Annotated in this window: 25 protein-coding genes and 1 pseudogene; 7 read left to right on the top strand and 19 right to left on the bottom strand. The window is 38.9% G+C overall.

Annotated features, from left to right (window positions below):
* Positions 1-118: 118 nt before the first annotated feature.
* Positions 119-1,444, bottom strand: a complete 1,326-nt coding sequence (gene rseP, locus JK629_RS04505; protein WP_202337429.1) for an RIP metalloprotease RseP — start codon at positions 1,442-1,444, stop codon at positions 119-121.
* 200 nt (positions 1,445-1,644) lie between these two features.
* The gene (locus JK629_RS04500; protein ID WP_202337428.1) at positions 1,645-3,579 is read right to left on the bottom strand and encodes a M1 family aminopeptidase; all 1,935 of its coding nucleotides are present in this window, start codon (positions 3,577-3,579) and stop codon (positions 1,645-1,647) included.
* Between the two features lie 133 nt (positions 3,580-3,712).
* Here JK629_RS04500 and JK629_RS04495 point away from each other — a divergent pair, with 133 nt between their 5' ends.
* The 3 genes from JK629_RS04495 (at position 3,713) to feoB (ending at position 6,821) form a co-directional block, all read left to right on the top strand.
* Positions 3,713-4,378 (top strand): SCO family protein, encoded by a 666-nt coding sequence (locus JK629_RS04495; protein WP_202337427.1) that lies wholly within the window; start codon positions 3,713-3,715, stop codon positions 4,376-4,378.
* Positions 4,379-4,487: 109 nt separating this feature from the next.
* On the top strand, positions 4,488-4,715 hold the full coding sequence (locus tag JK629_RS04490; protein ID WP_202337426.1) for a FeoA family protein: 228 nt from the start codon (positions 4,488-4,490) through the stop codon (positions 4,713-4,715).
* Between the two features lie 6 nt (positions 4,716-4,721).
* Positions 4,722-6,821, top strand: a complete 2,100-nt coding sequence (gene feoB, locus JK629_RS04485; protein WP_202337425.1) for a ferrous iron transport protein B — start codon at positions 4,722-4,724, stop codon at positions 6,819-6,821.
* Positions 6,822-6,998: 177 nt separating this feature from the next.
* Here the strand turns inward: feoB and JK629_RS04480 are convergent, their stop codons facing one another.
* The 7 genes from JK629_RS04480 to JK629_RS04450 form a co-directional block, all read right to left on the bottom strand.
* Positions 6,999-7,415: a hypothetical protein gene (locus JK629_RS04480; protein ID WP_202337424.1), complete on the bottom strand. Its 417-nt coding sequence runs from the start codon at positions 7,413-7,415 to the stop codon at positions 6,999-7,001.
* Between the two features lie 112 nt (positions 7,416-7,527).
* Positions 7,528-8,688: a metal ABC transporter permease gene (locus tag JK629_RS04475; protein WP_202337423.1), complete on the bottom strand. Its 1,161-nt coding sequence runs from the start codon at positions 8,686-8,688 to the stop codon at positions 7,528-7,530.
* Entirely contained in the window at positions 8,685-9,803 is a 1,119-nt protein-coding gene (locus tag JK629_RS04470) for a metal ABC transporter permease (protein WP_202337422.1), read from the bottom strand. The genes JK629_RS04475 and JK629_RS04470 overlap by 4 nt, the downstream gene beginning before the upstream one ends.
* A 46-nt stretch (positions 9,804-9,849) precedes the next feature.
* Positions 9,850-10,590 (bottom strand): metal ABC transporter ATP-binding protein, encoded by a 741-nt coding sequence (locus JK629_RS04465; RefSeq protein WP_202337421.1) that lies wholly within the window; start codon positions 10,588-10,590, stop codon positions 9,850-9,852.
* A 19-nt stretch (positions 10,591-10,609) separates the two neighbouring features.
* Positions 10,610-11,521, bottom strand: a complete 912-nt coding sequence (locus JK629_RS04460; RefSeq protein ID WP_202337420.1) for a metal ABC transporter solute-binding protein, Zn/Mn family — start codon at positions 11,519-11,521, stop codon at positions 10,610-10,612.
* Positions 11,522-11,585: 64 nt separating this feature from the next.
* A complete protein-coding gene (locus JK629_RS04455) occupies positions 11,586-12,242 on the bottom strand; it encodes a metal-dependent transcriptional regulator (protein WP_062620164.1) in 657 nt (218 codons plus the stop codon).
* 131 nt (positions 12,243-12,373) lie between these two features.
* Positions 12,374-13,105: a TerB family tellurite resistance protein gene (locus JK629_RS04450; protein ID WP_202337419.1), complete on the bottom strand. Its 732-nt coding sequence runs from the start codon at positions 13,103-13,105 to the stop codon at positions 12,374-12,376.
* A gap of 258 nt (positions 13,106-13,363) precedes the next feature.
* On the opposite strand from JK629_RS04450, the gene JK629_RS04445 reads away from it, so the two are divergent.
* The 4 genes from JK629_RS04445 to JK629_RS04430 all read left to right on the top strand — a co-directional run bounded on the left by JK629_RS04445 (position 13,364) and on the right by JK629_RS04430 (position 15,511).
* On the top strand, positions 13,364-13,774 hold the full coding sequence (locus JK629_RS04445; protein WP_062620161.1) for a BrxA/BrxB family bacilliredoxin: 411 nt from the start codon (positions 13,364-13,366) through the stop codon (positions 13,772-13,774).
* 15 nt (positions 13,775-13,789) lie between these two features.
* Positions 13,790-14,026: a hypothetical protein gene (locus tag JK629_RS04440; protein ID WP_062620159.1), complete on the top strand. Its 237-nt coding sequence runs from the start codon at positions 13,790-13,792 to the stop codon at positions 14,024-14,026.
* Positions 14,027-14,108: 82 nt separating this feature from the next.
* Positions 14,109-14,849: a lysophospholipid acyltransferase family protein gene (locus tag JK629_RS04435; protein ID WP_202337990.1), complete on the top strand. Its 741-nt coding sequence runs from the start codon at positions 14,109-14,111 to the stop codon at positions 14,847-14,849.
* A complete protein-coding gene (locus tag JK629_RS04430) occupies positions 14,849-15,511 on the top strand; it encodes an HD domain-containing protein (RefSeq protein ID WP_202337418.1) in 663 nt (220 codons plus the stop codon). Before JK629_RS04435 ends, JK629_RS04430 begins: the two co-directional genes overlap by 1 nt.
* 4 nt (positions 15,512-15,515) lie before the next feature.
* On the opposite strand, the gene JK629_RS04425 is transcribed toward JK629_RS04430, so the two are convergent.
* The 10 genes and pseudogenes from JK629_RS04425 to JK629_RS04380 all read right to left on the bottom strand — a co-directional run bounded on the left by JK629_RS04425 (position 15,516) and on the right by JK629_RS04380 (position 25,784).
* Positions 15,516-16,586 carry a PA0069 family radical SAM protein gene (locus tag JK629_RS04425; protein ID WP_202337417.1) on the bottom strand — a complete coding sequence of 357 codons (1,071 nt, stop codon included), beginning with the start codon at positions 16,584-16,586 and terminating at the stop codon, positions 15,516-15,518.
* Positions 16,587-16,675: 89 nt separating this feature from the next.
* The gene (locus JK629_RS04420; RefSeq protein ID WP_202337416.1) at positions 16,676-16,909 is read right to left on the bottom strand and encodes a hypothetical protein; all 234 of its coding nucleotides are present in this window, start codon (positions 16,907-16,909) and stop codon (positions 16,676-16,678) included.
* A 101-nt stretch (positions 16,910-17,010) separates the two neighbouring features.
* Positions 17,011-17,493 (bottom strand): Hsp20/alpha crystallin family protein, encoded by a 483-nt coding sequence (locus tag JK629_RS04415; RefSeq protein WP_202337415.1) that lies wholly within the window; start codon positions 17,491-17,493, stop codon positions 17,011-17,013.
* Between the two features lie 193 nt (positions 17,494-17,686).
* On the bottom strand, positions 17,687-18,469 hold the full coding sequence (locus JK629_RS04410) for an enoyl-CoA hydratase/isomerase family protein (RefSeq protein ID WP_202337414.1): 783 nt from the start codon (positions 18,467-18,469) through the stop codon (positions 17,687-17,689).
* Positions 18,470-18,573: 104 nt separating this feature from the next.
* A complete protein-coding gene (locus tag JK629_RS04405; protein ID WP_202337413.1) occupies positions 18,574-20,031 on the bottom strand; it encodes a sensor histidine kinase in 1,458 nt (485 codons plus the stop codon).
* Positions 20,032-20,087: 56 nt separating this feature from the next.
* A complete protein-coding gene (locus JK629_RS04400) occupies positions 20,088-20,642 on the bottom strand; it encodes a CopD family protein (RefSeq protein WP_202337412.1) in 555 nt (184 codons plus the stop codon).
* An 81-nt stretch (positions 20,643-20,723) separates the two neighbouring features.
* A complete protein-coding gene (locus JK629_RS04395; RefSeq protein WP_202337411.1) occupies positions 20,724-21,824 on the bottom strand; it encodes a T9SS type A sorting domain-containing protein in 1,101 nt (366 codons plus the stop codon).
* A 41-nt stretch (positions 21,825-21,865) separates the two neighbouring features.
* Entirely contained in the window at positions 21,866-23,209 is a 1,344-nt protein-coding gene (locus JK629_RS04390; protein ID WP_202337410.1) for an MATE family efflux transporter, read from the bottom strand.
* Positions 23,209-24,249, bottom strand: a complete 1,041-nt coding sequence (gene hemH / locus JK629_RS04385) for a ferrochelatase (RefSeq protein ID WP_202337989.1) — start codon at positions 24,247-24,249, stop codon at positions 23,209-23,211. Before hemH ends, JK629_RS04390 begins: the two co-directional genes overlap by 1 nt.
* A gap of 371 nt (positions 24,250-24,620) precedes the next feature.
* Positions 24,621-25,784 (bottom strand): annotated as a pseudogene (locus JK629_RS04380) (DmpA family aminopeptidase).
* Positions 25,785-25,791 lie beyond the last annotated feature (7 nt).

Genomic DNA, 25,791 nt, shown 5'->3' with positions numbered 1-25,791 from the left:
AAAAACAATTTTGCCGTTTTAAATACATCGAAAGAGAAACCGAAACGTCATCACATTTATAAAAAAAATACTTCGGATTATTATCCGAAGTATTTACAAGATGAGATAGTCTGCAATTCTATTCAAACAACCAACGATAGATATCGTTTCCGTTGGCGAAAAGTACCAAGGCTATCAAAATGAAGAAGCCTACCATTTGGGCATATTCCATAAATTTGTCATTAGGCTTGCGTCCCGTTACCATTTCATAAAGTAAAAACATTACGTGGCCACCATCCAAAGCTGGAATGGGCAGAATGTTCATAAACGCAAGAATTATGGATATTAAAGCCGTGGTTGCCCAAAAGCTTTGCCAGTCCCAAGCATCGGGGAAGAGGTTGCCAATGGCGCCAAAGCCACCCACCTGGGTAGCGCCCTTGGCTGTAAATACGTACTTAAATTGTTTTACGTAATCTTTTAAGGTATTGTAGCCGAAACTGATTCCGCCCACAACGCTTTCACCCAATGAATATTTGATTTCGGTCTTCCCTACTTGGGAAACAATATCCCTGCCAAATGAATTAACCCCAATAATCCCTTTTTCGTTGGGGGTTACACGCAAGGTGTCTATTTGGTTTTCCCGGGAGACAACGATGGTGTTTTCTTTATCTTTTAAAGTAAGATTTTGAAATTCATCATAATACTGAACGGATGTTCCATTTACAGCAATAATTTTATCATTCTTTTGCAAACCGGCCTTGCCAGCGGGATGATCTGCAAGCACGGTATCTATAATTGCCAAACGACGCGGTGTAAATGGAAAATGTGTGTCATTCTGAAACATTTTTGTGCCAGCATCCTCGGGAACCGAAATGGTTTCAACATTGCCATCGCTGTGTTTCACTTCCACTTTTGAAACATCGCGCAGAAATATATATCTGTTAATGTCCATTACATCTTCTAGCGGTTCACCATTAACACTTAGCACATGGTCGCCGTCTCGAAAACCATATTCCTTAAATTGCTCGGTAACTGCAAAACCCTGTGGAATATCTTCATTGGTGGTAATATTCCTCCCGTAGAAATACAGGATGCCCATATAAATTACAAAGCCCACGATAATATTTACCGTAACGCCACCAAGCATAATGATTAATCGTTGCCAGGCGGGTTTGCTTCTAAATTCCCACGGTTGTGGCGGCTGCGCCATCTGCTCCTTATCCATGCTCTCATCTATCATTCCTGAAATTTTCACGTAACCGCCCAACGGCAACCAGCCGATTCCGTAAACGGTTTCACCAATTTTCTTTTTGAAGAGTGAAAATTTCACATCAAAAAAGAGATAGAATTTTTCTACGCGTGTTTTAAAAAGTTTTGCGGGAATAAAGTGCCCCAGCTCGTGCAGCACGATCAATAACGACAGACTTAAAATAAGTTGTATGGCTTTAACAGCAAATGGACTCATAGTTTTTAAATATATATTTTTAAAAGACTCAATTTTTAATCATTCGTTGCCAAACTCGAGCCTAATTTTTTTTGCTTTTCGGTATCAGGTTCAGCAAAAAATCGCACAAAAGTAACCTTTTAGAACGTGCAAAAAAAATAAGCGAGTATGTTCCCGCTTATTTATTAATTTGTGGAAGAACGTTTGCTTGGTAATACGTTTTAATCTTTTACTATTCTTTTATTGATAATGCCTTCTGAAGTTTCTATTTTGAAAAATAATACTCCTTTTGAAAATTTTGAAACATCAATGGATTCCGAATATTTTTCAGAATATAACATTTGTCCTAAAGTATTGTAAATATTGATGTTTTGAACATTTATAGAAGCTGGCTTTTCAAGATTGATAAATCCCGAAGTTGGATTTGGATAAAGTACAAGTTGCTGGCCAAACGTAAAATCTTCGGTTCCCAAAACCACATTATTGTTGCGGGAAATTAAATGGTAGTCGGGATCAAACTGGACACTTTGAACCGTGAACCCCACGGCAGACTGAAATGCCTGGTTGTTTGTAGTGTTCTCCAACACAATATCCAAGGTTTCTCCTTGCGTGCCGTTAATGCGTAATGGAACGGAAGCTTCAAAAAAGGAAACCGATGGGTGGCTTTGGGTCTGGGAAATTTTAAGATTGATAGTTGCGGGACCACTGCCTTGGTTCCATTGTACGGTGTACCGTGGATAACCTTCGCCATAAACCCAATCATCAAAAAACTCTGACAAATCTTCACCCCCTGAGGCGGCCTCCATATTTCTGATGAGGTCTGGGGTTTTAGCATAGCCGTAAGATAAAGCAGGGTCTGCCAAATAATCTTTTAACCCTTGAAAGAAAACTGCATCACCCAGTTTTTTTCGAAGCATATGCAGCACCATAGAACCTTTGTTATAGCTCAGCCTGCTGCAGAAAATTCGATTGACCGAAGTTGTGTCCTGCGCTGGAACATAAACAGACCCATCGGGCGAATCTGTGATGGAATTTATCTTATCTTGCCTCCATGATCTAAAATCTGATGGACCATCAAAATCTTCAATAACGAGTCCTGAAAGATATGTGGCAAAACCTTCATTCAGCCAAATATCTTGCCAACTGCCGCAAGTAACTTTATCGCCGAACCATTGATGACCAAGTTCGTGTGCAATCAACCCACGGCTTAGGCTGCCCATAAATGAAACCGTTGTGTGCTCCATGCCCCCACCCCAGCCAAACTGTGCATGTCCGTACTTTTCGTTTGCGTAGGGATAGGGTTCAAAAAGATCTGCATATAAATTCATTATGTCCACGGTTACAGGCGTGCGCGATTGTGCGTATGAAAGATCTTCGGGATAAATATAATTTACAATTTCAAAGGGATTTCCATTGTTTGCTACCGTATGTGAATATACGGTGTAATTGGTTACAGCAATGGCAATCAAATAAGCGGGAATAGGATATTGGTGCCTATAATGCGTGGTTTTATTGCTTCCGTTTATGGTTTGGCTTATTTCCAGCCCATTTGCTACGGCTATGTATTCCTCATTAGAAGGATTGAAGCGTGGCGTGGTAATATATATATCAATCATATCAATCTTATCATTCAAATCTTGCTTACAGGGCCACCATGCCTTAGCACCAAAAGGTTCTGAAAGTGTCCACATAACGGGATCGCCATTGTGGGTGTCTGTTTCAAAGGAACCAAAACCTGAACTTACGGGGTTGCCGGAATAACTTACCGACAGCGAATCCAGAACGCCCTGCGCCTGCATTTGTGGGAGGGTAATTACAACCTCATCATCGTTGTTTTGGGTAAAACTAAGTGGCGTACCGCGTTGCATAACTTGTGAGACAGTCATATTGTCCACAAGTTCGAAAGTCACGGTATTTAAATTTTCCTTTGCCACAAAATGCGAAGTGACGGTTCCGGTAATAAATGCCTGGGCAGGATTCACGGTAAATTCCAACCGGTGGTATTTTAGGTCGTAATTTCCGGTGTTGAGGTTTACGGGTTTGCCAAACCAGCCTGTTGCGGCCTTGGCTTCCGCTTCGCTTATATCTTCTTGAGAATTCTGTGAAAAAGATAAAAAAGAAATTGAAATTAAAAAGGGGAGTAGTAATGGTTTCATAAGAAAGCGAAGTTGAAGTTAATCTAAATCCTAAATTCAATTAGGAATTAAGGATGTTAAATGTATTCATTTTGATAGTTTTAGAACTTATTTTTGCAGCCAATTATGTGCCTTAAGTCTAAAATTTAACGCAATGCTTACTTTTTTCAAAAAATATAAATTTTTCGCAGTGGTTTTATTGGTTTTATCAGTCATAATTATCACTGTAATCTATCAAATAATGAAGCCAAAGGAGATGCTGAAAATTTATCAACCAGCAGATGTTTCAACCGAGCTGGTGGACAGCACGCTTCAATATGTAAAAAAATACCATACCATTGCAGATTTCAGCCTCATCAATCAAAATGGAGATACAATTACACAAGAGGATTACAAAAATAAAATTTACGTGGCCGATTTTTTCTTCACTACCTGCCAGACCATTTGCCCTATGATGACAGGCCATATGGTGAAAATTCAAGAAGAATTGAAAAACGATGATGAGGTCTTGCTTCTTTCACATACCGTAACCCCAGAGATAGATAGTGTTGCACAACTTAAAAAATATGCAATGGAAAAAGGTGTGGATGATGCCAAATGGAACTTAGTGACCGGCGATAAAAAGGAGATATACGACCTAGCCCGAAAATCGTATCTCGCGGCAAAGGATGTACCCTATTCCGATAACGACTTGGTGCATACTGAAAACTTTGTGCTTGTGGATAAAAAGAAGCGAATTCGCGGTTTTTACGACGGTACAGATCCCGAGGCCATTGAAAAATTATTGGCAGATATTCCAATCTTAAAACAGGAAAATTAATTCCTGGCACCTTAAAAATTAACCGCGGCTAAAAAATCTCAAAAGGTCTTTTCCCACGTCCTTTTTTTCCTTTACTTTTGCCTTGTTTAAAATCAATCTAAATAAATAGATGGTTATTACTATCGCTTCCCTAAAAAAAGGCCAACGCGGCATCATCAAGGAATTTTCCGTAGATGTTGTTCCCCTGAAGCTTCTGGAGATGGGCTGTCTTCCCGGCAATGAGGTTGCACTGGTTCAAATGGCTCCCTTCAACGACCCACTGTATCTGAATATTAACGGAAGCCATCTCGCCATTCGGAGAGAAACAGCTAGTAGGATTGAAATTGAATTGATATAATCAATAATGGCGAAGCATATAAATGTTGCACTTATTGGAAATCCAAACACTGGAAAAACCTCTGTGTTTAACCGGCTCACTGGGCTGAACCAAAAAGTGGGGAACTACCCCGGAATTACTGTTGAAAAAAAACAGGGCACCTGCAAACTTGGCCGGGCCTGTAAAGTCCACATACTTGATTTACCGGGTACCTATAGTTTAAATGCTTCGTCGGTTGATGAAAATGTGGTTATTGAACTGCTTCTCAATAAAAATGACAAAGATTTTCCAGATGTCGCAATTGTGGTTGCAGATGTTGAAAACCTTAAAAGGAATCTGTTGCTTTTCACGCAAATAAAGGATTTGGGAATACCCACGATTCTTGCAATAAACATGTCTGACAGAATGAAACGCAAGGCCATTTCTTTAGACATACCATTATTAGAAGAAAAGTTAAAAACCAAGATTGCCCTTATCAGCTCGCGGAAAAACCTTGGTTTTGATTATTTAAAGGAATTGATTGAAAACTACAATCAGCTTTCCACAAAACCGTGCTTGAATGCTTCCAGCATCTCTCCGGAATATTTTGACCGTTTGCGAAAAGCATTTCCAAACCAAGATCTTTACAAATTGTGGCTAGTTATTACACAGGATGTAAATTTCGGAAAATTGGATCGAAATGAATTGAAGGGGGTAGCCTCCTTTCAAACCGAGTCAGTTAGTAATCTTAAAAGGCTTCAACAAAAAGAAACCATTGCGCGTTATCATTTTATAAATGAAACCTTAAAGCGTACACTTCACATAGATACGGCAAATGCTAAAGACTTAAGAAGCCGTTTGGATAGAATTTTGACACACAAAGTTTGGGGATATGTAATTTTCTTCGGAATTCTACTACTTATTTTCCAAGCTATTTTTGATTGGAGTGCTTACCCGATGGATTTTATTGACAGTACCTTTGCATCTCTAAGCGAATGGACTAAAAACACACTGCCACCGGGGGATTTCACAAACTTGATAGCTGAAGGTATTATTCCCGGCCTTGGCGGAATCGTTATTTTTATCCCACAGATCGCGTTTCTTTTTCTTTTTATTTCAATTTTGGAAGAAACCGGTTATATGAGCCGTGTGGTCTTTTTGATGGATCGAATTATGCGGCGCTTTGGGCTCAGCGGAAAAAGTGTGGTGCCGCTTGTTGCAGGAACTGCCTGCGCTATTCCAGCCATTATGGCTACCCGTAACATTGAAAACTGGAAAGAACGTTTAATAACCATTTTGGTTACGCCTTTCACAACCTGTTCGGCCCGGTTGCCTGTTTATTTGATAATAATTGCTTTGGTAATTCCAGATACACGTGTGTTGGGTATTTTCAGCCTGCAAGGGCTTACCCTTATGTTTATGTACATTTTAGGGTTTGGCGCCGCTATATTTTCAGCCTATTTACTCGACAAAATTTTGAAAATACGGAGCAAAAGTTTTTTTGTAGTCGAAATGCCCAATTATAAACTTCCCTTGCCTAAAAACGTAATTATTACCGTAGTTGAAAAAACCAAAGCCTTTGTTTTTGGAGCAGGAAAAATAATTCTTGCTATTTCGATAATTCTTTGGGTAATGGCGTCTTATGGCCCGGGAAATTTTAACAATGCGGAAGAAATTATCACAAATGAATATGCTTTGCAAAATCTTTCACAGGATGAAATTGATATGCATATAGATTCCTATAAATTGGAACATTCCTATATAGGAAGAATAGGTCACGCTATTGAACCTGCCGTTAGACCATTAGGGTACGATTGGAAAATAGGAATTGCCATTGTAAGTTCTTTTGCCGCGCGGGAAGTTTTTGTAGGTACTCTTGCAACTATTTACAGTGTAGGAAGCGAGGAGGAAGAGACAATTAAAAATAGAATGGCTGCTGAAATAAACCCAGTTTTGGGTGGTCCGCTCTTCAATTTTGCCAGTGGGGTTTCATTATTGCTGTTTTATGCTTTTGCAATGCAATGTATGAGCACCTTGGCAATTGTTAAAAAAGAAACCAACAGTTGGAAATGGCCTATGTGGCAGCTGTTCGTAATGAGCGCCATCGCTTATATTGTGGCTTTGGCGGCATATCAATTTTTGAAGTAAAATAAGTATCTTTGCACTATGCAGACCATTTTAGTTTTAATAACATTTTTGTTGGCCTCAGGCTTTTTGCTGAAGAAATTTGTGTGGAATCCAATTTTTGAATCACGCCAAAATTCAAGTGGCACGCTTGATGGTGGAAAAACCAAATGCGGAAAAAAAGATTGTGGCTGCCATTAATCAGTTATTCTTCTCTTCGCAAACCAATAAAGTATAATTATTAATATTACCTGCACTCTCAGCAGTTGGATAAGGCGTTAAGGACAATCCGTTGATGGCAAAATTAGCGGAACTATAGAGGTTTGTATTTTTTTCCTCCCCAGGTCTTATTTCACCAAAAATCAACAGTTTTTCCTCAGATTTTCCATTTGCCGTCACTTTTACCTTAACAATTGCGCGTCCGGCCCAGATGCAATCCACACCTTCAGGACATCGGGAGTCCTCCAGAACTTCCATAAATTTTATGGAAACGCCTTTTAAAATTATGGTTTCCCCTTGGGGAACTTTTACAGCTATTTTTGGTGTTTCCGCAGAATTTTCTTGGCTGAAACCAAAAGTTGAAAAAAGAATTATGATTGCTAAAAGTGAGTTTTTCATTATTTATATGATTTATCAAATTTAAAGATACATTAAAAATTACTGCCAAAAAACAGGCGTTATAAATCACTTATGAAAATCTAGTATCTAAATTAATTTTGCCTGCAATACTTTATCCCCGGAAAAGAAAGAAATCTTCTTTCATTGGCTCTATCTTTTCATCTTTATTGCTGATGATGTATTCAAGGGATTTTTCGGTAAAAGCCAATCCTTTTTCAGTAAGATAAACTATATCGTCTTCTATTTCAACAAGATTATTTTTTACGGCCAAATCCAACACAGTCCTAGCACGAATAGCCTGCCAATTAATATGTTCTTGCAAATGATTGATATGTCTCTCGCTTTTTTCTTCGTGGCGGTTTAAATGTAATAGGAAAGTAATGAGCGATACTTCAATGCGTTGCTGCTTTTGGCGATAAAGAACCGAAATGAGCCCTTTTTTTGGTGCAAATAGGTATGTTGCTAAAAAGATAACACCCAGGGTAGTAGCGATTGACCCGGAAATGGACGCATCGAGCAAATTTGCAACCCAATACCCTGAAATTGCCGAAAACACTCCGAAAGATACTGAAAGCCAAATCATTTTTTTCAAATCTTCAGTAAGTAAATACGCCGTGGCTGCCGGTGCTATCATTAAAGCCACGACCAAAATTGCTCCAACGGCATCAAAGGCACCCACAACGGTAACTGAAGAAACTGACATCAAACCATAATGCATCACCAAAGGTGATATTCCCAATACTGAAGAAAGTCCGGCATCAAAAGTGGTAACTTTTAATTCTTTGTAAAACAATATTAGTAAGCTTATTGTAATGAATAAAATGCTTCCCATTACCCAGAGAGATTTTGGACCCCAATCTGCGCCTCCAACCAATAATCTGTCAAAAGGGGCGAAAGCGAGTTCACCCAATAAAACGGCGTCAACGTCCAGATGTACATCGTTTGCATTCTTTGCAATAAGTATAACACCTATGCTAAATAAAACCGGAAAAACAAGGCCGATAGCCGTATCTTCCTTAACCAAGCCGGTTTTTTGGATAAATTCTACCATGACAACTGTAATAACACCCGTTAAGGCTGCCAAAAGAATAAGTAATGGGGAATTCAAATCTTGCGTCACAAAAAACCCAATAACAATACCCGGAAGTATAGAGTGGCTTATGGCATCACTTATCAAAGCCATTTTCCGAAGTACTAAAAACACACCCGGAATGGCGCAAGCCATAGCGACAATGGCTGCAATAAGCTGTATTTCTATCTGCGGACTACTCATGTGGTTTTTTGATTATACATTTCCTCAGCTTGTTTATAACCTTTTGGGGTCATTGCCCATTGTTGCCCCTCAATGGCTATCCATCCTTCGTTTTCTAATTTTTTAAGTGAACCTTTTGTAAAACCTTGGAAATTATTAAGAATACGAATAGCGTGCGGATGCGAAATATTTTGATGCTCTTGCGCAATGCCGTACATAAACTGAAGGGTTTTCATCAGTTTTAAATCGGTGCGATTTTTCCGAAAACGGATTTCGCGAAATAATAGTCCCCGTTTGTGCGAAAATATAAAGGAAAGTAGCACAAATACTCCAGCAACAAGTACAATTACGGGGCCGGTAGAAAGGTTATTCTGACTGGCGCTTATGGCTGTTCCGAAGACGCCTGAAAGGGCCCCAAATACAGCTGCCAATAACACCATAGTGCCCAGATTGTTTGTCCATTGACGGGCTGCGGCTGCAGGAGCAAGAAGGATAGCACTCATCAAGACCACTCCCACAGTTTGAAGGCCTAAAACAATGGCCAAGACAATTAAAAAGGTTATTAAAACATCTATAAATTTGGTGTTGAAGCCAAGTGTTTTTGTGTAATCTGCATCAAAAAGCAATATTTTGAATTCCTTCCAAAAAAGTAGCATTACAAAAAGTGAAATTCCTGTAACAATAATCATTAACCGTACATCACTTTCCATAAGTGTTGCAGCTTGGCCAAAGAGGTATTTATCCAGCCCAGCCTGGTTGGCATTGGGCTGCTTTTGAATAAAAGTAAGCAGCAGCATTCCAAAACCGAAAAATATTGAAAGAATTAATCCGAGGGCAGTATCACTTTTTAAATGTGTGTTTGAAGTAATTCCCCGAATCCAAAATGTTCCTATTACACCACTAACCAATGCACCCAATAATAATGTTCCGGAATCTTTAGCGCCTGTAATCAAAAATGCCAATGCAATGCCGGGAAGGGCCGCGTGCGAGATGGCATCACCCAGCAAGCTTTGTTTCCGAAGTACAGCAAAACTACCCAACATACCACAAATGGCGCCCAATACCGCCGTTCCCAGCGTGATGGTGCGTAGGGTGTAATCGGTCCAAACCAGTTCAAAGTATTCTTGGATATTCATCTTTTATTTTGAAAAAATCTTCTATAACTTTTAAATTATTTACTGATTATTTATTTACAGCAACTTTGTAATTAATTCCATAGGTCTTGGTTAAATTATCATCATTAAATATATCCTTCACTGGTCCTGTTGCTATTTTCTTCACATTTAAAAAAGTTACCCAATCAAAATATTCTGGTACGGTTTGTAAGTCATGATGAACCACAATTACCGTTTTACCAGCTTTTCGCAATTCCTTTAAAATATTGATGATGGCAATTTCGGTAGTAGCATCAACCCCCTGAAAAGGTTCGTCCATAAAATAGATAGACGCGTCCTGTGCTAATGCTCGGGCTAAAAATACTCGTTGTTGTTGCCCGCCGCTCAATTGGCTTATTTGTCTGTTTTTATAAGCAAGCATATCCACTTTTTCCATGGATTCCAAGGCAATTTTTTTCTCTTTCTGTCCAGGTCGTTTTATCCAACCTAAATTTCCATAAGTTCCCATCATAACCACATCGAGTGCGGTGGTGGGGAAATCCCAATCTACACTTCCTTTTTGTGGCACATAAGCTACCAATTTTCGTTGTTTTGAATAGGGTTTTCCATATATGGAAACAGTTCCGGCAATGGGTTTTATTATACCCAGAATGGTTTTGATGAGTGTAGATTTTCCCGCACCATTTGGACCTACGATTGCCATTAAAACCCCTTCTGGCACAGATAGGTCAATGTCCCATAATACAGGCTTATAATTGTATGCCACGGTAAGATCGTCTATCTGTACGGCAAGTTTTTGATTATCCATTTTTATACTGTTTGTTTCCTTATTTTAGAGCGTTCACAATTGTATTTACATTGTATTTGAACATCCCAATATAGGTGCCTTCCTCGGTTCCGGAATCGCCCAGTGCATCACTGTAAAGTGAACCGCCGATTTCAACATTATGGTTTTTTGAGAGAACCGCTTGCTGAAGCGCCTCAATGGTACGTCTGGGGACCGAACTTTCTACGAAAATGGCTTTTATGTTATTTTTAATTATAAATTCTGAAAGATTTTGCACGTCTTTTACGCCTGCCTCGGTTGCCGTGGAAATTCCCTGCAATCCCACTACTTGAAAACCATACGCTTTTCCGAAATAATTGAATGCATCGTGCGCGGTCACCAAAATGCGCTTTTCTTCAGGCAATGTTGCTATAGTGGATTTGATTTCAGCTTCTAGGGCATCTAGTTTTTGTTGGTATTTTTTGTTGTTTTCAGAATAACTTTCTGCATTTGCGGGATCTGCTTTGGAAAATTCGTCAGTAACCAGCTGTGCAAACTGTTTGAAGAATTGAATATTAAACCAAACGTGTGGATCATAATTTGAAGCGAAATATTCCGAAGGGATCAATTCATTCTTTGGCAATTTATCTCCCAACGAGACAGTGTTTTTTTTGCGTTCCATCTTTTCAAAAATATCCACAAGTTTTCCTTCCAAATGTAAACCGCTGTAAAAAATAATATCGGCCTCATAAAGTTTTGTAACATCACCCTCACTAGCTTTATAAAGATGCGGATCTACGCCTGCACCCATCAAACCTTGCAGTGAAATGTTTTCGCCGCCAATTTCAGAAACCAAGTCTGTCAGCATAGTTGTGGTTGTAACAATTTTTAGTTTACCATTGTCCTCAGACGCATTTTTACAACTGAAAAAGAGACCCAGTATGCTTAGAATTATAAATTTATTTACTTTCATTTTTAGTTGAATAAGGATTAAATCAAGACCCTTTAAAGTAAGGGCTGTACAATTGCACAAAGCGTTAAAGTGTTTGCACAAAGAGATTTTCGGCTACTGTTTTTGAAATAAAAAACTGTTCGTTGCCTACTTGGATTATCATGGAGCCGTCAAAAAATTCCTTGCCCAGCACAGTAATTTTTGTACCAATGCTGATTTTTTTCTTATCTAAATACTGAAGAAAGTCAGCGCTGCTTTCCTTTACACCTACACAAACGCCCTTTTGGGTTTTTTCTATTTCTGAAAGTAATTTTTTCTCCGTGCGTTTTAAAACTCCGTGCTTATCGGGAATAGGGTCGCCGTGAGGGTCAAAATCGGGGCTGCCCAAAAATTTATCGAGGCGGGTGATTAATTCTTCCGATTGAATGTGCTCCAACTGTTCCGCTATTTCGTGGACTTCATCCCAGTGGAAGTTTAATTTTTCCACTAAAAAAACTTCCCATAAACGGTGTTTTCTAATAACATTTGCCGCAATTTTTTTGCCTTTTTCGGTTAATTGGGCACCTTTGTAGCGTTTGTAAACTACCAGTTTTTTCTCTGCCAGTTTTTGAATCATATCGGTCACGGAAGAGGGTTTGGTCTCCATACTTTCCGCAATCGCGTTGGTACTTACTTCACCTGAACTTTCATGCTCTAAATGAAATATTGCCTTTAAATAGTTTTCTTCGGCTAATGTAAACATAGGCACAAAGGTAAAAATATTTTTACATTAAGCTATGTTTTATTTTTAGTTAAGCCTAAAAATAAGGAAACAAATAGCTTTTTATTTAAGTGATATTTTTTAAAAAGGAATAGTCTAATTTGTGAAAACGCCTAAAATCCGCGCTCTTTCTGAAGTTGTTCGTAGGCTTCCTGCACTTTTTTAAACTTTTCCTCACCTCCTTTTTGGTGTGCTTCGTCCATATGCTGCAGTTTATCGGGATGGTATTTTTTTACCATTGTTCTGTACGCGGTCTTAATTTCAGCTACGGTTGCTGTTCTGTCAATTTCCAAGATTTTGTAAGCACTGTCGGGATTTTTGAAAAACATCGCCTTAATACTTTCAAAATCCCGTCCGTAAACTCCCAAAAAGCCTGCAATTCGGTTTATCTCGTTTACCTCGGCCGTTGAAACACTTCCGTCCGCATTCGCAATGCTGAAGAGGAAATGAAGAATCTGCAATCGGCTTTCATAACGGGTTCGTTGTTGTAATAGTGCACAAATGTTTTGGGCAGATATTTCGCGTTTTTTTATTACCTCATTAAAAATTCGAAAGGTAGCATTAGCGCGATCGCGCCCATAGGCCTGCACAAAATATTGGCGAACGTAATCCAGTTCGGTCTGGCTTACATTTCCATCGGCTCTTATAACCAAGGAAGCTAAGGAAAGTAGGTTTAACTCAAAATCTGCTGGAGTAACTTGTTGTTGTGATGTGCCAAAGGAAGTTTGAAACCTTCTACCCTTAACGCTCAGGTTATCCAATAAGCTTCCCAAAATAAACCCAACAATAGCACCCGGAAATCGATACACAAAATAACCTAGAACGGCCAATAACCAACGAAGCATGAAATTGTAATTTTTCTTTTTATAAGCCGACAAAGGTAACTATTTAAAATTCCAAATCTCAAATTCCATCCCGATAGCTTTCGGAACCAAAAGAGGGCTGTTTAATTAGTTTAAGATTTTTTGAAATTTGAGGTTAAACACTTATTTGGAGTTTGGAGCTTGTAATTTGGAATTTCCTATCTAGTTATTTGGAATTTTTCCCTTTCAAAATTAGTATCTTTGCATTCACAATTTGATACACTTTAAAATACAAATATTATGTACCCACCCGAACTAGTAAAACCAATGCGCGAAGACCTAACAAGAGTAGGTTTCTCTGAACTACATACAGCAAATGAAGTGGAAGAGGCATTGAAGAAAGAAGGAACCACCCTGGTAGTAGTAAACTCCGTTTGTGGTTGTGCGGCTGCAAATGCGCGTCCCGGTGCTGCAATGTCTTTAGACAATTCAAAAAAGCCCGATAATCTGGTAACCGTTTTTGCGGGCGTTGATCGCGAAGCGGTAGATGCGGCAAGAGCCAACATGGTTCCGTTTCCACCAAGCTCACCTTCTATGGCATTATTCAAAAATGGTGAATTGGTGCATATGCTCGAGCGTCACCACATTGAAGGCCGCCCTGCACAAATGATTGCCGAAAACCTAAAAGGCGCGTATAACGAATATTGTTAAGTAACCAAACAGGTTATGATACAACTCAACAAACCCTTGACCGTTGTTATTGGCATCCTCGCTTTTGGCGCACTTGCCTTTAATATTTACGAAGACCCCAAGGTTTCCCATTTATTTGGAAAGGAAATAAACGATTGGCTTTATAGGGCATTTTGGCTCTTAATTGTCGGATTGTGTGTTTACAATTATATTTACATAGACCGAAATACGTTGAAGAACAAATCGAAATCTAAGTTGAAATCGAAAAATTAATTTTTCGATTTTGAAAACAGAAATAGTCGAACACGAAAAACCGTCTTTTTAAGGGCGGTTTTCTTACTTTTGAATGGAAATGATGGCATTCTCTAAAATAATAAGTTATCCCTTTACGGTATTGTTTTACCTGCTTTTTGGTATTACAATCGTTATTTTCCATCCCATACAATGGATTTGCTTTAACTGGTTTGGGTACACAGCACATAAAAAAAGTGTTGACTATTTAAACTGGACACTGCTTCGCTGTTTAAATGTGCTGGGGACCACATTCCATATCGATATCAATACCAGCATCCCGAATAATGTTCCCATAATCATTGTCTCAAATCACCAAAGTATGTGGGATATTTCCCCTATTACTTGGTATTTGCGGAAATACCATCCCAAGTTTATTTCTAAAGTGGAATTAGGGAAAGGAATTCCTTCCGTTTCCTATAATTTGAGGCACGGCGGCTCTATTTTGATCGACAGAAAAAACCCGAGGCAAGCTATTGTTGAAATGGTGAAGTTTTCAAAATACCTTCAGAAATTTAAGCGAAGCGGCGTTATTTTCCCCGAGGGAACGCGCAGCAAAACAGGTGTGCCCAAGCCTTTTCGAAGAACCGGATTGCAAACGCTCTTTAAAAAAGTGCCCGATGGTTATGTTATTCCCGTTACCTTCAATAATTCCTGGAAGCTACAACGTTGGGGAATGTTCCCGATGCAAATGGGCGTCCGTTTGGAAATGACCGCGCATCCCGCAATAAAAATTGCAGATTATGAAGTGGAAACGCTAATTGACAAAGTGGAAGAAATCATCACTTCAAAAATCCATAAATAATGGCTTCATTTTCTTCGGAAGAAATTATTCAGAAAACTATCAACTTTGTTAAAAACGAATTGCAAAACGCCGAAGGTGGCCACGATTGGTTCCATATTGAACGGGTTTATAAAAACGCTTTGCTCATTTCCGAAAGTGAAAAAGTTGACAGAACCATCGTTTCGCTCAGCGCATTGCTCCACGATATAGCCGATTCCAAATTTCACAATGGCGATGAAACCGTTGGCCCAAAAAAAGCGCGAAAGTTTCTAAAATCACAAAATATTTCCGAAGAAACAATCGACCATGTTGTAAAAATTATTGAAAATGTTTCCTTTAAAGGCGGAAATAAAAACCAGGAATTTCATTCAAAAGAATTGGAAGTTGTGCAAGATGCCGATAGGCTGGACGCGCTGGGAGCTATAGGAATTGCGCGCACTTTCAACTACGGAGGTTTTAAAAACCGAAAACTTTACGATCCGGAAATTAAACCGAATTTGAATATGACGCCTTCGGAATACAAAGTTTCGGATGCACCAACAATCAATCATTTTTACGAAAAATTACTTCTTTTAAAAGATAGAATGAATACCGAAACTGGGAGAAAAATTGCTGCAGAAAGGCACGTTTTTATGGAAACTTTTCTCAAACAGTTTTATGCAGAGTGGAACGGCGAAAAGTAAAATTCTAAAACAATTTCATCTGCGGGTTTTTAAGTTGGAGAAAAGGCGAAGCATCCAAAGCCTCAATTTTTCGGTCTTTTAAATACCTTTTTTTGGCTATTGTCATCGTGTTCTTAACTTGCTCGCTTATTGTCCCTTCGCCTTTCATTCGTCGTCCCCAATTACTATCGTTGAGCTTTCCACCGTGACATTCCGCAATTTGGTTTAAAATACGATCTGCTTTGTCTGGAATGGTTTTGTGTGCCCAATCTTTAAAAATTTCAGCAATTTGACCGTTTAACCGTACGATTGTGTAACCAACATCAACTGCGCCGAGTTCTGCCACTTTTTTTACCAAAGGAAGTATTTCATGGCTGTTTAAAGAAGGAATAATCGGCGCCATCATCACGCGAACGGGAATTCCATTTTCTGAAAGTGTTTCCACGGTTTTTAGCCGTTGTTTGATACTCGCAGTTCGAGGTTCCAGCAATCGGCGCGTATCTTCAGAAAGGGAAGTAATTGAAATATTTGTTGAAATTATATTCAGTTTTGCCATTTCCTTTAAAATATCAAGATCGCGAAGTATCAGTGAGTTTTTGGTGATTATTCCTGTTGGGTGTTTCCATTTCAGCATTACTTCAAGACATTTTCGGGTGATTTCAAGTTTCCGTTCCAGCGGTTGATAACAATCCGTATTTCCCGAAAAAACGATGGTATTTCCCTGCCAATTCTTCGAAGTTATTTTTTCTTCCAAAAGTTGTGGTGCATTTCTTTTAAAGAGAATATTTCTCTCAAAATCCAATCCTGCTCCATAACCCCAATATTCGTGGCTGTTCCGTGCATAACAATATACGCAACCGTGCTCGCAACCTTGGTACGGATTTGCCGAAAAACCCATTCCAACGTCAGGACTATCCACTTTATTTACAAATGTTTTCGGAAAAACTTCAATATAATTTGTTTTGTTTTTATCTGCCTCTTCGCCTTCCGCTTCACAGTAATTAAGATATTCATCCAATACTTCGTGGCTGTTTTCGAAGAAGCGGTTATGTATATTTTTCTGGGCGCCACGGCCTTTTAAAAAATCAGTGGACATAAAAAAACTTTGAAGATTGGACTTCTTCAAAGTTAATTATTATTTGGAATAAATCCTTTTTTCATTGGAATAAATCCATAAAATTTAATTTATGCTTTATAAATTCCTCCTGTTTCGCGCAGTTTTAAAAGTCGGTTTTGGTGGATGGAACGTGTAAAGCGTTCGCCACTTTTATAATAGACACATTCCACAACACTGTCATTATTAGTTATTCCGGTAATGGGGTCTTCTTTTGAAATATATTTCAGTATTTCCATTTTAGGCGAATCGTTTTTGCCTTTAATTTTTACCCAATCTCCTGGTTTAAATTTTCTGCCTATCATATTCATTGGATTTAAAGGGTACAAGTCAAAAATAATTTTTATAGGCTAAGCCAAAAAAAGGGCCCATTTGAGCCCTAAAATGTTTAGCCAAGAAATAATGCTTAGGAAATTTTGATATTTCTTGGGGGTTTTTGTTTTGCCTCTTCTTTCTTTGGAAGATGGATACTTAAAATACCCTCGTTGTAGTTTGCTTTAATTTTTCCGTCATCAACCGTTTCGGGAAGCGTGAAACTTCGTTTGAAGGAAGAATAGCCAAATTCCCTACGGGTGTAGTTTTGCTCTTTTGTTTCATTTTCTTCTTCCACTTCGGTAGCGATGGAAAGTATCTGATTGTCCAAATCTATCTGGAAATCTGATTTTTTAAGCCCAGGGACAGCCATTTCCACAAAATAAGCATCTGCGGTTTCCTTAATGTTTACTTTTGGAAGGCTCATTCCGGTATTGAAGTTCTGAGAAAATACGGAAGGTAAATCCCTGTTAAAAATGTCTTCAATCCAAGAGGACAAAGTGGGGAGGGTTGAAGAACGGTCAGTATTTGTTCGTGTCAAACCTCCATTTTTAGGAACATTTATTAAAGTGCTCATAATAATTAAGATTTAAGTTAAACAATTAATTTAGTTGTTACTAAGCAAATGAAATGCCAAACCAAAAAATGTAATATTATGGAACGCTTTTAAATTTTTTTTAAGAAAGTGGAAATTTTACAGTAGGAGTTTACACAATCGAAAATGTCAAATTGACATTTTCAAAATGACAATTTTTCAACGAAGGCTACCGCTATCTTCCCGGAAAATTTGCTTTGCGTTTTTGTAAAAAGGCTTGGGTGCCTTCCTTAAAATCATCAGTGCCAAAACAATTTCCGAATTCCTCAATTTCCACTTCAAAACCGTTTTCGCCATCCTCATAATTTGCATTAATAGCCCGAATCGCGGAAGCGATAGCAACCGAAGAATTTTTCATAATCTTTCCAGCTATTTTTTCAGCAAATTCAATTAGCTCATCCGGAGTGGTTACGTGGTTTACAAGGCCGTATTGAAGCGCTTGGTTGGCATCAATCATTCCGGCGGTCATAATCATTTCCATGGCGCGACCTTTACCTACAAGCTGCGGTAAACGTTGCGTGCCGCCATAACCGGGTATTACACCCAGTGATACTTCGGGAAGCCCCATTTTTGCGTTGTCGGAAGCAATGCGGAAATGTGCCGCCATAGCCAGTTCCAAGCCGCCGCCAAGTGCAAAACCGTTTACTGCGGCAATTATAGGTTTGGAAAAATTTGCCACAAAATCGAACAATAATTCCTGTCCTTTTGCAGCTAAATTCCCTCCTTCTTCCACCGAAAAATCTGCGAACTCGCTAATATCGGCGCCAGCTACAAAAGCTTTTTCGCCACTTCCAGTTATAATTACCACTTTTGTGTCTGATGAATTTTCTGCTTCTTCAAAAGCATCGTGCAGCTCTTGGATTGTCTCACGATTCAACGCGTTCAGTTTTGAAGGACGATTGATGGTAATGGTCGTGATGCTGTTTTCGGTTTCGGAAAGTATATTTTGAAATTTCATCGTTGAGTGATTATTGGTTTATTGGATTTTTTGCCACATATACACAAACACTTCTATAAAATATTGTTGTATTCGTGACTACATTCACAAAGCTACTAAAAACCTTAAAGCATGGCCGGAAATGAAACTTTAAAAGTGGTTTTTTCTTCTGAAGAATGCAAAGTTATTGTCCCGCCGTAAGTTTCTACAATATTTTTAACCATTCCCAGCCCAAGGCCCATGCCGCTGGTTTTAGTAGTAAACTGAGGTTCAAAAATTATGTTTTTATTTTCGTCTGGCACGCCTATTCCATTATCGGAAACCAGTATATTCACGAAAGTATTTTCAAGCTGTACCACCACATTAATCCTGGGTTCTTCAGGGTTTTTTTGTGCTATGGACTGAATACTATTTTTCACCAAATTGGTAACAACGCGTATAAGTTGAGTTCTGTCAAAACGTGCCCGTACTTCCTTTTCTTCCGAAAAGAAATAGATGTAGTCCTCATTAAAAATATCCAACGCCAATTTGCTTATTTTTACCACATTTAGCGTTTCATCTTGCTGTGCGGGCATTTTTGCGTAAGTAGAAAATGCCGATGAAATGGAACTCAAAGTATCAATCTGCTGCAGCAAAGTATTCGTATATTCTGCCATTTTCTTGTCGATATCGGGATCGTTGCAATCAAATTTTCTTTGAAAGCTTTGTACGGTGAGCCTCATGGGCGTAAGCGGATTTTTAATCTCGTGAGCTACTTGTTTTGCCATTTCACGCCAAGCTGTTTCCCGTTCACTGGCGGCCAATTGTGCGGCACTGTTCTCAAGTTCGTCGATCATTCCGTTGTAGGAGTTTATGAGTAATGAAATCTCTTGGGGCGTATCGCTAATGTGAATTTTTTTGTTTCGGGTATCAAATCGCGTTTCGGAAAGCTTTTCACTTATTTCCTTTAAGGAACGGGTGATGTATTTTGAAAGAAAATAAGAAATGGCAATAGCCGCTCCTAGCATAAAAAAGTAGGCAATTCCCAACCGGTAGAGGTATTCGGTGAGCTCTTTGGTGATGAAACCATCATCTTCAATATAGGGTAAATTTAGAATTGCTAAGGGTTTAAAATAACTATCAGTAATGTAGGTATAAGATGATTGATACTTTTGCCCGCCTTCCTCGAACTCCTTTATGTAGCTTTTTGTGGGCGAATTTTGAAGCATTTCCAGCGCATATTCAGGCATTTTTGGGGAAACCGTATCCTTAAAAAAAGAAGGTTTTGAAGATTTTAAAAGATTACCGTCCAAATCATACAGAAAAATCTCAAGGCTGTGGATGTCTTTAATTTCATAAATTTTATCCTTAAATATCAGTGGAATTTGAGCGGTTTCAACCGGGTAGGTTGTAGTTTTTAATATGTAGTTGATGTTTTCCCGAATGGCAGCTTCCTTTCGCAATAGGCGATCGCGGTGGTAATCCTGCGCCTCTTCTTTGTACTGAAAAACCGTAACAATAGCGATGAGTACAGAAGCTCCCAAAACTAAAAGGAACATAGAAAGAAAGATACGGGTACGAAGCGATTTTTTGTAAAAATACATTTACATTGTTTTGAAGAAAGAAAGATAGCAATAATTAAACCGTATTAATTCAGAATTCAGAATTCAGAATTTTTTTTCTCCCGAATGCGTTTGTAAATTTTATAGCCCATCATCAATAAAATAGCAAAGATTATAATGCCAACGGTTCCATAAATCCAGTTGACGGCACTTTTCAAAATAACCAAAAAAACTACGGCAAACAATATTATTGTGGGCACTTCATTAAAAAGGCGCATATAGTTTGAGGAATGCTTTACCACTCCGTTTTGCAACTGTTTATAAATTTTGTGACATTTAAGGTGGTAAATAATCAAGAGGATTACAAATGCTAATTTCACTTGCATCCAGGCGTCTGCCAAGAAAAAGGTGCGCATTAAAAGCAACCAGATGCCAAAAAAAACAGCCAATATCATACTGGGCCAGGTAATAATGGTCCAAAGGCGCGAAGCCATTATTTTCAGTTGCTTTCCCAGAATTTCCCTTTCAGGGGAAGGTTTTTCGGAAGCCTCAATTTGGTAAACAAATAGGCGAACAATATAAAAAAGTCCTGCAAACCAAGTGATTATAAATATTAGGTGAAGGGATTTTATGTACGGATAGTATTGTTCCATTACCAGCTCAGTTTTTTTAAAACTTGGGCGTAAAGATACCTAATAAATAAAATAATGGTTGTTGGCAATTGTTTTTGAAACTCAATTTTTTATAAATTTCTTCGTAATGTTTCCTTCGGAAGAAGTGATGGTTATAAAATACATGCCCGATTTTAAATTTGAGACATCAATTTCATTTGAAACTGAAATTTTCTTCGCTACGATTCTTCCGTTAATATCCGTAATAGTAGCAGACTGCAAGTTGTTTAAAGATGATTTTATAAATAACATATCCTGTGCGGGATTTGGAGAAACGGAAAAGGAATTTTTCTGGGAATCCTTAACCGATAATGGATAGTTATAAAAATGAAAAAAAAATCCTGGAGCTTTCTCAAAAGAAAAGAATCCTTCTCCTGTTGTCGGGTCTTCACCAAAGATAAAATACAATATTCCATTATTTTCAAATTGGGAAAAATAATAGACCTCAAAATCCCTATGAAAATCACAAATCCTTAAAGTTGCATCAAAATCATTTGGAATAAGAATAGCGCCACTCGAGGGAATCTCACTATAATTAAATGTTCCCATAAAATCGTTACAAGATCCAAAGCCTGTATATGATAAATCCGGGTTAATGGTAATTGAGGGTGAAATTGATGGGTTATATTCAGATATAAAAACTGTGTCTCCAAAATCGAATTCCATATAATGCAAGTACCAAGTTTGAAACAATACCTCGTCAATTTCTTCCAAAGGTTGGTCTGTGAAAGTAGCACGATTTCCGTTTGAATCTGTTATGCGAAATGTCTTTCTGCCACTAGTTATAACCTGATAGAAATAGGTAAAAGTTTTGTCATCCAAATTTTGATTGCTCAAAATTTCATAAAAATATAAATCTTCAAAATCGCAATTGGAAGAAGTGCATGTTGCTGATGAAACCTCTATTGAACTAAAAGAAATTTCATCATTTTCAAAAGTAACATTGGCTGTAAATGTATTCTCTATGCCATTGGTGTTTGCGGTATAATTTGGATTGCTTCCGCCAAAATTAAGCTCCATCATTTCTCCATAGGGAACATAATGCCAATTGTTGTTGATTTCTAAACTTCTTAAATACCACGTTTGCTGTACAATTTCCGAAACTTGGGCAATAACAAAATTTCCTATAAAAAATAGGGCGAAAGAAAGAACTATTTTTTTCATAATTCAAAATATTTGGTATTTGAAAGATACCAAAAAAAAAATCAAGCGCGAAGTGTCTTCCGAATTTCCCGATTCAAAAAATACCCCGTCACTATAGTTGAAAGTACATCTGCCGCCGGAAAGGAAATCCATACGCCAAGTTCGCCAAAAAAAAGCGGCAGGATAAAAATAAGCGGAATAAAAAAGAATCCTTGTCGGGTTAACGTTAGTAATAAGGCAGGAACTGCTTTACCGATGGCCTGAAAATAGGCGGAGCCAATCAACTGGATTGCTATAATTGGCGTTGCGGCAAACACCCAGCGCATATAGTGCGGCGTTTCAGAAAGAATATCGGCATCTTTTGTAAATACTGAAACAATGCTCTCCGGGAAAATCATGATCAGTGCAAAAATAAGTAGGCCCAAACCGCCAGCATATAAAATGGCTTTGTTGATGCTTTCGCGAACGCGGGAAAATTTATGGGCACCATAATTATAGCCTGCAATCGGTAAAAAACCTTGCGTTACCCCCAAAACTGGGAAGAGTGCAAACATCAACATTCTACCAATAATTCCATACGCAGCAACAGAAGCTTCGCCTCCCAAATTGAAAAGAATATTGTTCATTAAAAGGTAGGTAACGCTCACCACGGCCTGTCGTGCCAAGGTAACAAAACCAAGTGCCGACATTTCTTTAATAATGGAAGTATTAAGTCCAAAGTGTGTCCAATTTATTTTAAGTTCCGATTTGTCGCTTAGAAAAAACCACAGCACATAAAGAAAACACAGGCCATAGGAAACCGTAGTAGCCCATGCCGCCCCTTCCATGCCCATATCCAAAAGATTTATGAGAATATAGTCTAAAACCAGATTTCCAACGGAAGGAATAATCATTGCAATCATTGCGAACTTAGGCTTGCCCTCGGCGCGTATAACGTTATTCCCCATCATACATAGCGCCAAAAGTGGCACGCCGTAAAGCACGATACGGTAATAGATTTTTGCAGGCTCAAAGATGTCGCCCTTGCCTCCGAAAGCGGGTATAAGTTCATTAATGAATATCAATCCAAAGACAACCATTGCTGTGGTAAGCAATAATGTTAAGGTAATTTGATTGCCAAAAGTTTTTAGTGCACGCTCCTTATTATCTGCTCCTAAAGCGCGCGAAATAATGGAAGAACCGCCAATTCCAATAGCCATCCCTAAAGCAGCGATAAAAAAAGAAACAGGGAGTACTACGTTAATAGCCGCAATGGCAATGGAACCAATCCAATTGCCCACAAAAATGGTATCAACCAGAATGTTCAGCGACATCACCAAGATACCAATAGATGCGGGAACAGCCTGTTTTATTAACAGGCTTCCTATGGACTCGGTGCCCAGGGCGGCACTTTGGTTGGGTTTCATTAGGCTATTGCAGTTTTTACATCTACAATGCGCCAAGTATCAATCCAGCCCGTCAATACTTTGGCCCAATCATCGCGGTCGTTAAGGCAGGGCACTACCGTAAATTCCTTTCCGCCTGCTTCGTGGAAAATTTCTTCACCTTCCATAGCTATTTCTTCTAAAGTTTCAAGACAATCACTTACAAATGCGGGAGTAACAATCGCCATTTTCTTTGTGCCCTCAAGGGCTAATCGCTCAATGGTTCTATCAGTTGGCGGTTTTAACCAAGGGTCAAAGCCTAATCGTGATTGAAAGGCATTGGAGTAAGTACCGGGTTTTAAATTCAGTTTTTCTGCAACTAAAGCTGTGGTCTTTAAACATTGGTGGCGGTAACAGAACTCATGAGCCGGGGAGGGCGTTATACAGCAGCTGCCATCTATTTTGCAATGGCTTTTTGTGATGTCGCGCTTGTAAATATGCCTTTCAGGAACGCCGTGATAACTGAATAATAGATGCTCATAATCCAACCCTCCCAATTTTTCGGAAATACTTTTAGAAAGCACTTCAATATATTGCGGCTTGTTGTAAAAGGCAGGAAGCGAAGTAATTTGAAGTTGCGGAAAGAACTTATTTTTAAGTTCTTCTACCTTTACATCTATGGTTTCAGTAGTTGCCATTGCAAATTGTGGATAAAGAGGAATGGTCAAAATTTCATCAACCCCTTGATCCACTAATTCCTGCAGGCCTTTTTTTAATGTCATACTACCGTAGCGCATAGCTAGGGCAACGGGCGCGGTGGTTTTTTCCTGAATTTTTTTTTGAAGTCTTTCTGAGATTACAATAAGGGGAGAACCTTCGTCCCACCAGATTTTTTGGTAAGCCTCAGCAGATTTTTTTGGTCGGGTATTCAAAATAATTCCTCTTACTATAAATGAACGTAGCCAAAATGGAACATCAATAACACGTGGGTCCATCAAAAACTCATCGAGGTATTTTTTTACGTCTTTTGGATTGGTACTGTCTGGCGAACCGAGATTTACGAGGAGAACTCCCTTCATGATTGGCAATTTTTTAGAAAAGCAAAATTAGGCTTTTATAATTGAACCTTCAAGAAGTAAGCTTATTTAAGGTTATAACGGTATTTTGATTTTTTATAGTAAAAATTTATTGACCCTATAGTAGTAAACACTTTGTTTGGAGGGCGAGATACAAGCACCAATTCCTGTTACGCTTAAAGTACAAAAGCTAGCATATTCCAGATTGGGGCCGCCGCCTAAAAGGGAGTGTCAGGCAAAAATGATAATATTACTAAGCGTCTTTTGAAGGAATATTTTTTATATGTATTAATTAGTTTAAATGAAAGTCTCCCGGTGAATTTTTATGGGCGACTTTTTATTGTTAACTTTCAGAACCCATTCAATTATCTAAATTATTATTTATCCAATTCCACCAAACGGTTATACTTTCTCAATACTTCCTGCAGTTTGTCGTGTGGTATTGGGTAAAAGGTATTATCGTTTATTCCCTTCATTTCTTCTGCGGCAACCAATGTGTTAATGATGGCTTCTTCCGTGGCCTCAACGGTCGCTTGATATAAAGGGTTAAGGAGCTATTTAGGTATAACTTCCCATTTTTCAACGGTATAATCTTCATTGTACTCAGGCGTAGTGGTGCTTACGGCCATAAAGGTTTCTCCAGAACTGTCGTGCGATATTGTTCCAGTACGTGCAATGCCGTGCGTCACTCGTTTTGCCAAATGCTTTAGTTGGTTTGGAGAAAGCGGGGCATCGGTAGCTACTATTACTATGGCAGAACCGTCCTTTCGTTTGGGGTTTTGGATAATGGGTCGAGGCCCTCCGAGTTCTTTGCCAACGGGCACTCCCGCAATTGTCAATTCATTCATGCCCCCAAAATTGGCTTGTATAAATACGCCTACCGTGTAGACTTTGTTATTTATGGTTACCATCCGTGAGGCTGTCCCACTACCGCCTTTAAACCCGTAAAGTGCCATACCGGTACCACCTCCAACATTACCTTCGGCTATACTGCCTGAAGAAGCGCTATCAAGAGCCTTAAATACGTCTTCCTTTTTAACATGAAACCCGTTAATATCGTTTAAAAGACCATCCCAGGTTTCCGCCACTACGGGCAGCCCAAAAGAGAAATCAATCAATTCCTTATTCGTAAAGTTTTTATAATTCCACTCACCAATGGCATCGCGTACTACGCCCACACTATTGGTGTTGGTTATTCCTATTGCGCCCGAATTGGTGCCGTAATCTTCTACATAGGGTAAGCCCGTCATTTCTCCATCACCATTTAGGTTAAACCAGGCCGCAGCATAACTTTTTTCACTCTTTCCTTTCGGTAAAATAACCGTAACTCCAGTACGTACTGGGCCTTTGCCGGGCTCGAGTGCGCCTTCTCCCGCAATCAAGGTTTTATAGCCCACCAAGAGGCCGGGCACATCAGTAATTGAGTTATAGGCTCCCGGTGTGCCGGAAAAGGGAATTCCCAAATCACGGGCTCTAGGTTTTTTGGCGTCTTGGGCAGAAACTGTAGTACACAATACACTTATAAAAAACAGGATGACCATAGGTCTT

The sequence above is a fragment of the Aequorivita iocasae genome, assembly GCF_016757735.1.
GTDB lineage: Bacteria > Bacteroidota > Bacteroidia > Flavobacteriales > Flavobacteriaceae > Aequorivita > Aequorivita iocasae.
This window is presented reverse-complemented; position numbering and strand designations above follow the sequence as displayed.

Coding starts and splice junctions, on each gene's coding strand:
- JK629_RS04475 (WP_202337423.1), bottom strand. CDS start 8,688: ATGAGTAGTCCGCAGATAGAAATACAGCTTATTGCAGCCATTGTCGCT.
- JK629_RS04480 (WP_202337424.1), bottom strand. CDS start 7,415: ATGAAAAACTCACTTTTAGCAATCATAATTCTTTTTTCAACTTTTGGT.
- JK629_RS04390 (WP_202337410.1), bottom strand. CDS start 23,209: ATGAAACCCAACCAAAGTGCCGCCCTGGGCACCGAGTCCATAGGAAGC.
- JK629_RS04400 (WP_202337412.1), bottom strand. CDS start 20,642: ATGGAACAATACTATCCGTACATAAAATCCCTTCACCTAATATTTATA.
- JK629_RS04445 (WP_062620161.1), top strand. CDS start 13,364: ATGTACCCACCCGAACTAGTAAAACCAATGCGCGAAGACCTAACAAGA.
- JK629_RS04495 (WP_202337427.1), top strand. CDS start 3,713: ATGCTTACTTTTTTCAAAAAATATAAATTTTTCGCAGTGGTTTTATTG.
- JK629_RS04405 (WP_202337413.1), bottom strand. CDS start 20,031: ATGTATTTTTACAAAAAATCGCTTCGTACCCGTATCTTTCTTTCTATG.
- JK629_RS04465 (WP_202337421.1), bottom strand. CDS start 10,590: ATGGATAATCAAAAACTTGCCGTACAGATAGACGATCTTACCGTGGCA.
- JK629_RS04425 (WP_202337417.1), bottom strand. CDS start 16,586: ATGTCCACTGATTTTTTAAAAGGCCGTGGCGCCCAGAAAAATATACAT.
- JK629_RS04395 (WP_202337411.1), bottom strand. CDS start 21,824: ATGAAAAAAATAGTTCTTTCTTTCGCCCTATTTTTTATAGGAAATTTT.
- JK629_RS04440 (WP_062620159.1), top strand. CDS start 13,790: ATGATACAACTCAACAAACCCTTGACCGTTGTTATTGGCATCCTCGCT.
- JK629_RS04410 (WP_202337414.1), bottom strand. CDS start 18,469: ATGAAATTTCAAAATATACTTTCCGAAACCGAAAACAGCATCACGACC.
- rseP (WP_202337429.1), bottom strand. CDS start 1,444: ATGAGTCCATTTGCTGTTAAAGCCATACAACTTATTTTAAGTCTGTCG.
- JK629_RS04500 (WP_202337428.1), bottom strand. CDS start 3,579: ATGAAACCATTACTACTCCCCTTTTTAATTTCAATTTCTTTTTTATCT.
- JK629_RS04460 (WP_202337420.1), bottom strand. CDS start 11,521: ATGAAAGTAAATAAATTTATAATTCTAAGCATACTGGGTCTCTTTTTC.
- JK629_RS04430 (WP_202337418.1), top strand. CDS start 14,849: ATGGCTTCATTTTCTTCGGAAGAAATTATTCAGAAAACTATCAACTTT.
- JK629_RS04470 (WP_202337422.1), bottom strand. CDS start 9,803: ATGAATATCCAAGAATACTTTGAACTGGTTTGGACCGATTACACCCTA.
- JK629_RS04455 (WP_062620164.1), bottom strand. CDS start 12,242: ATGTTTACATTAGCCGAAGAAAACTATTTAAAGGCAATATTTCATTTA.
- JK629_RS04435 (WP_202337990.1), top strand. CDS start 14,109: ATGGCATTCTCTAAAATAATAAGTTATCCCTTTACGGTATTGTTTTAC.
- JK629_RS04415 (WP_202337415.1), bottom strand. CDS start 17,493: ATGAGCACTTTAATAAATGTTCCTAAAAATGGAGGTTTGACACGAACA.
- JK629_RS04490 (WP_202337426.1), top strand. CDS start 4,488: ATGGTTATTACTATCGCTTCCCTAAAAAAAGGCCAACGCGGCATCATC.
- feoB (WP_202337425.1), top strand. CDS start 4,722: ATGGCGAAGCATATAAATGTTGCACTTATTGGAAATCCAAACACTGGA.
- JK629_RS04420 (WP_202337416.1), bottom strand. CDS start 16,909: ATGATAGGCAGAAAATTTAAACCAGGAGATTGGGTAAAAATTAAAGGC.
- JK629_RS04450 (WP_202337419.1), bottom strand. CDS start 13,105: ATGCTTCGTTGGTTATTGGCCGTTCTAGGTTATTTTGTGTATCGATTT.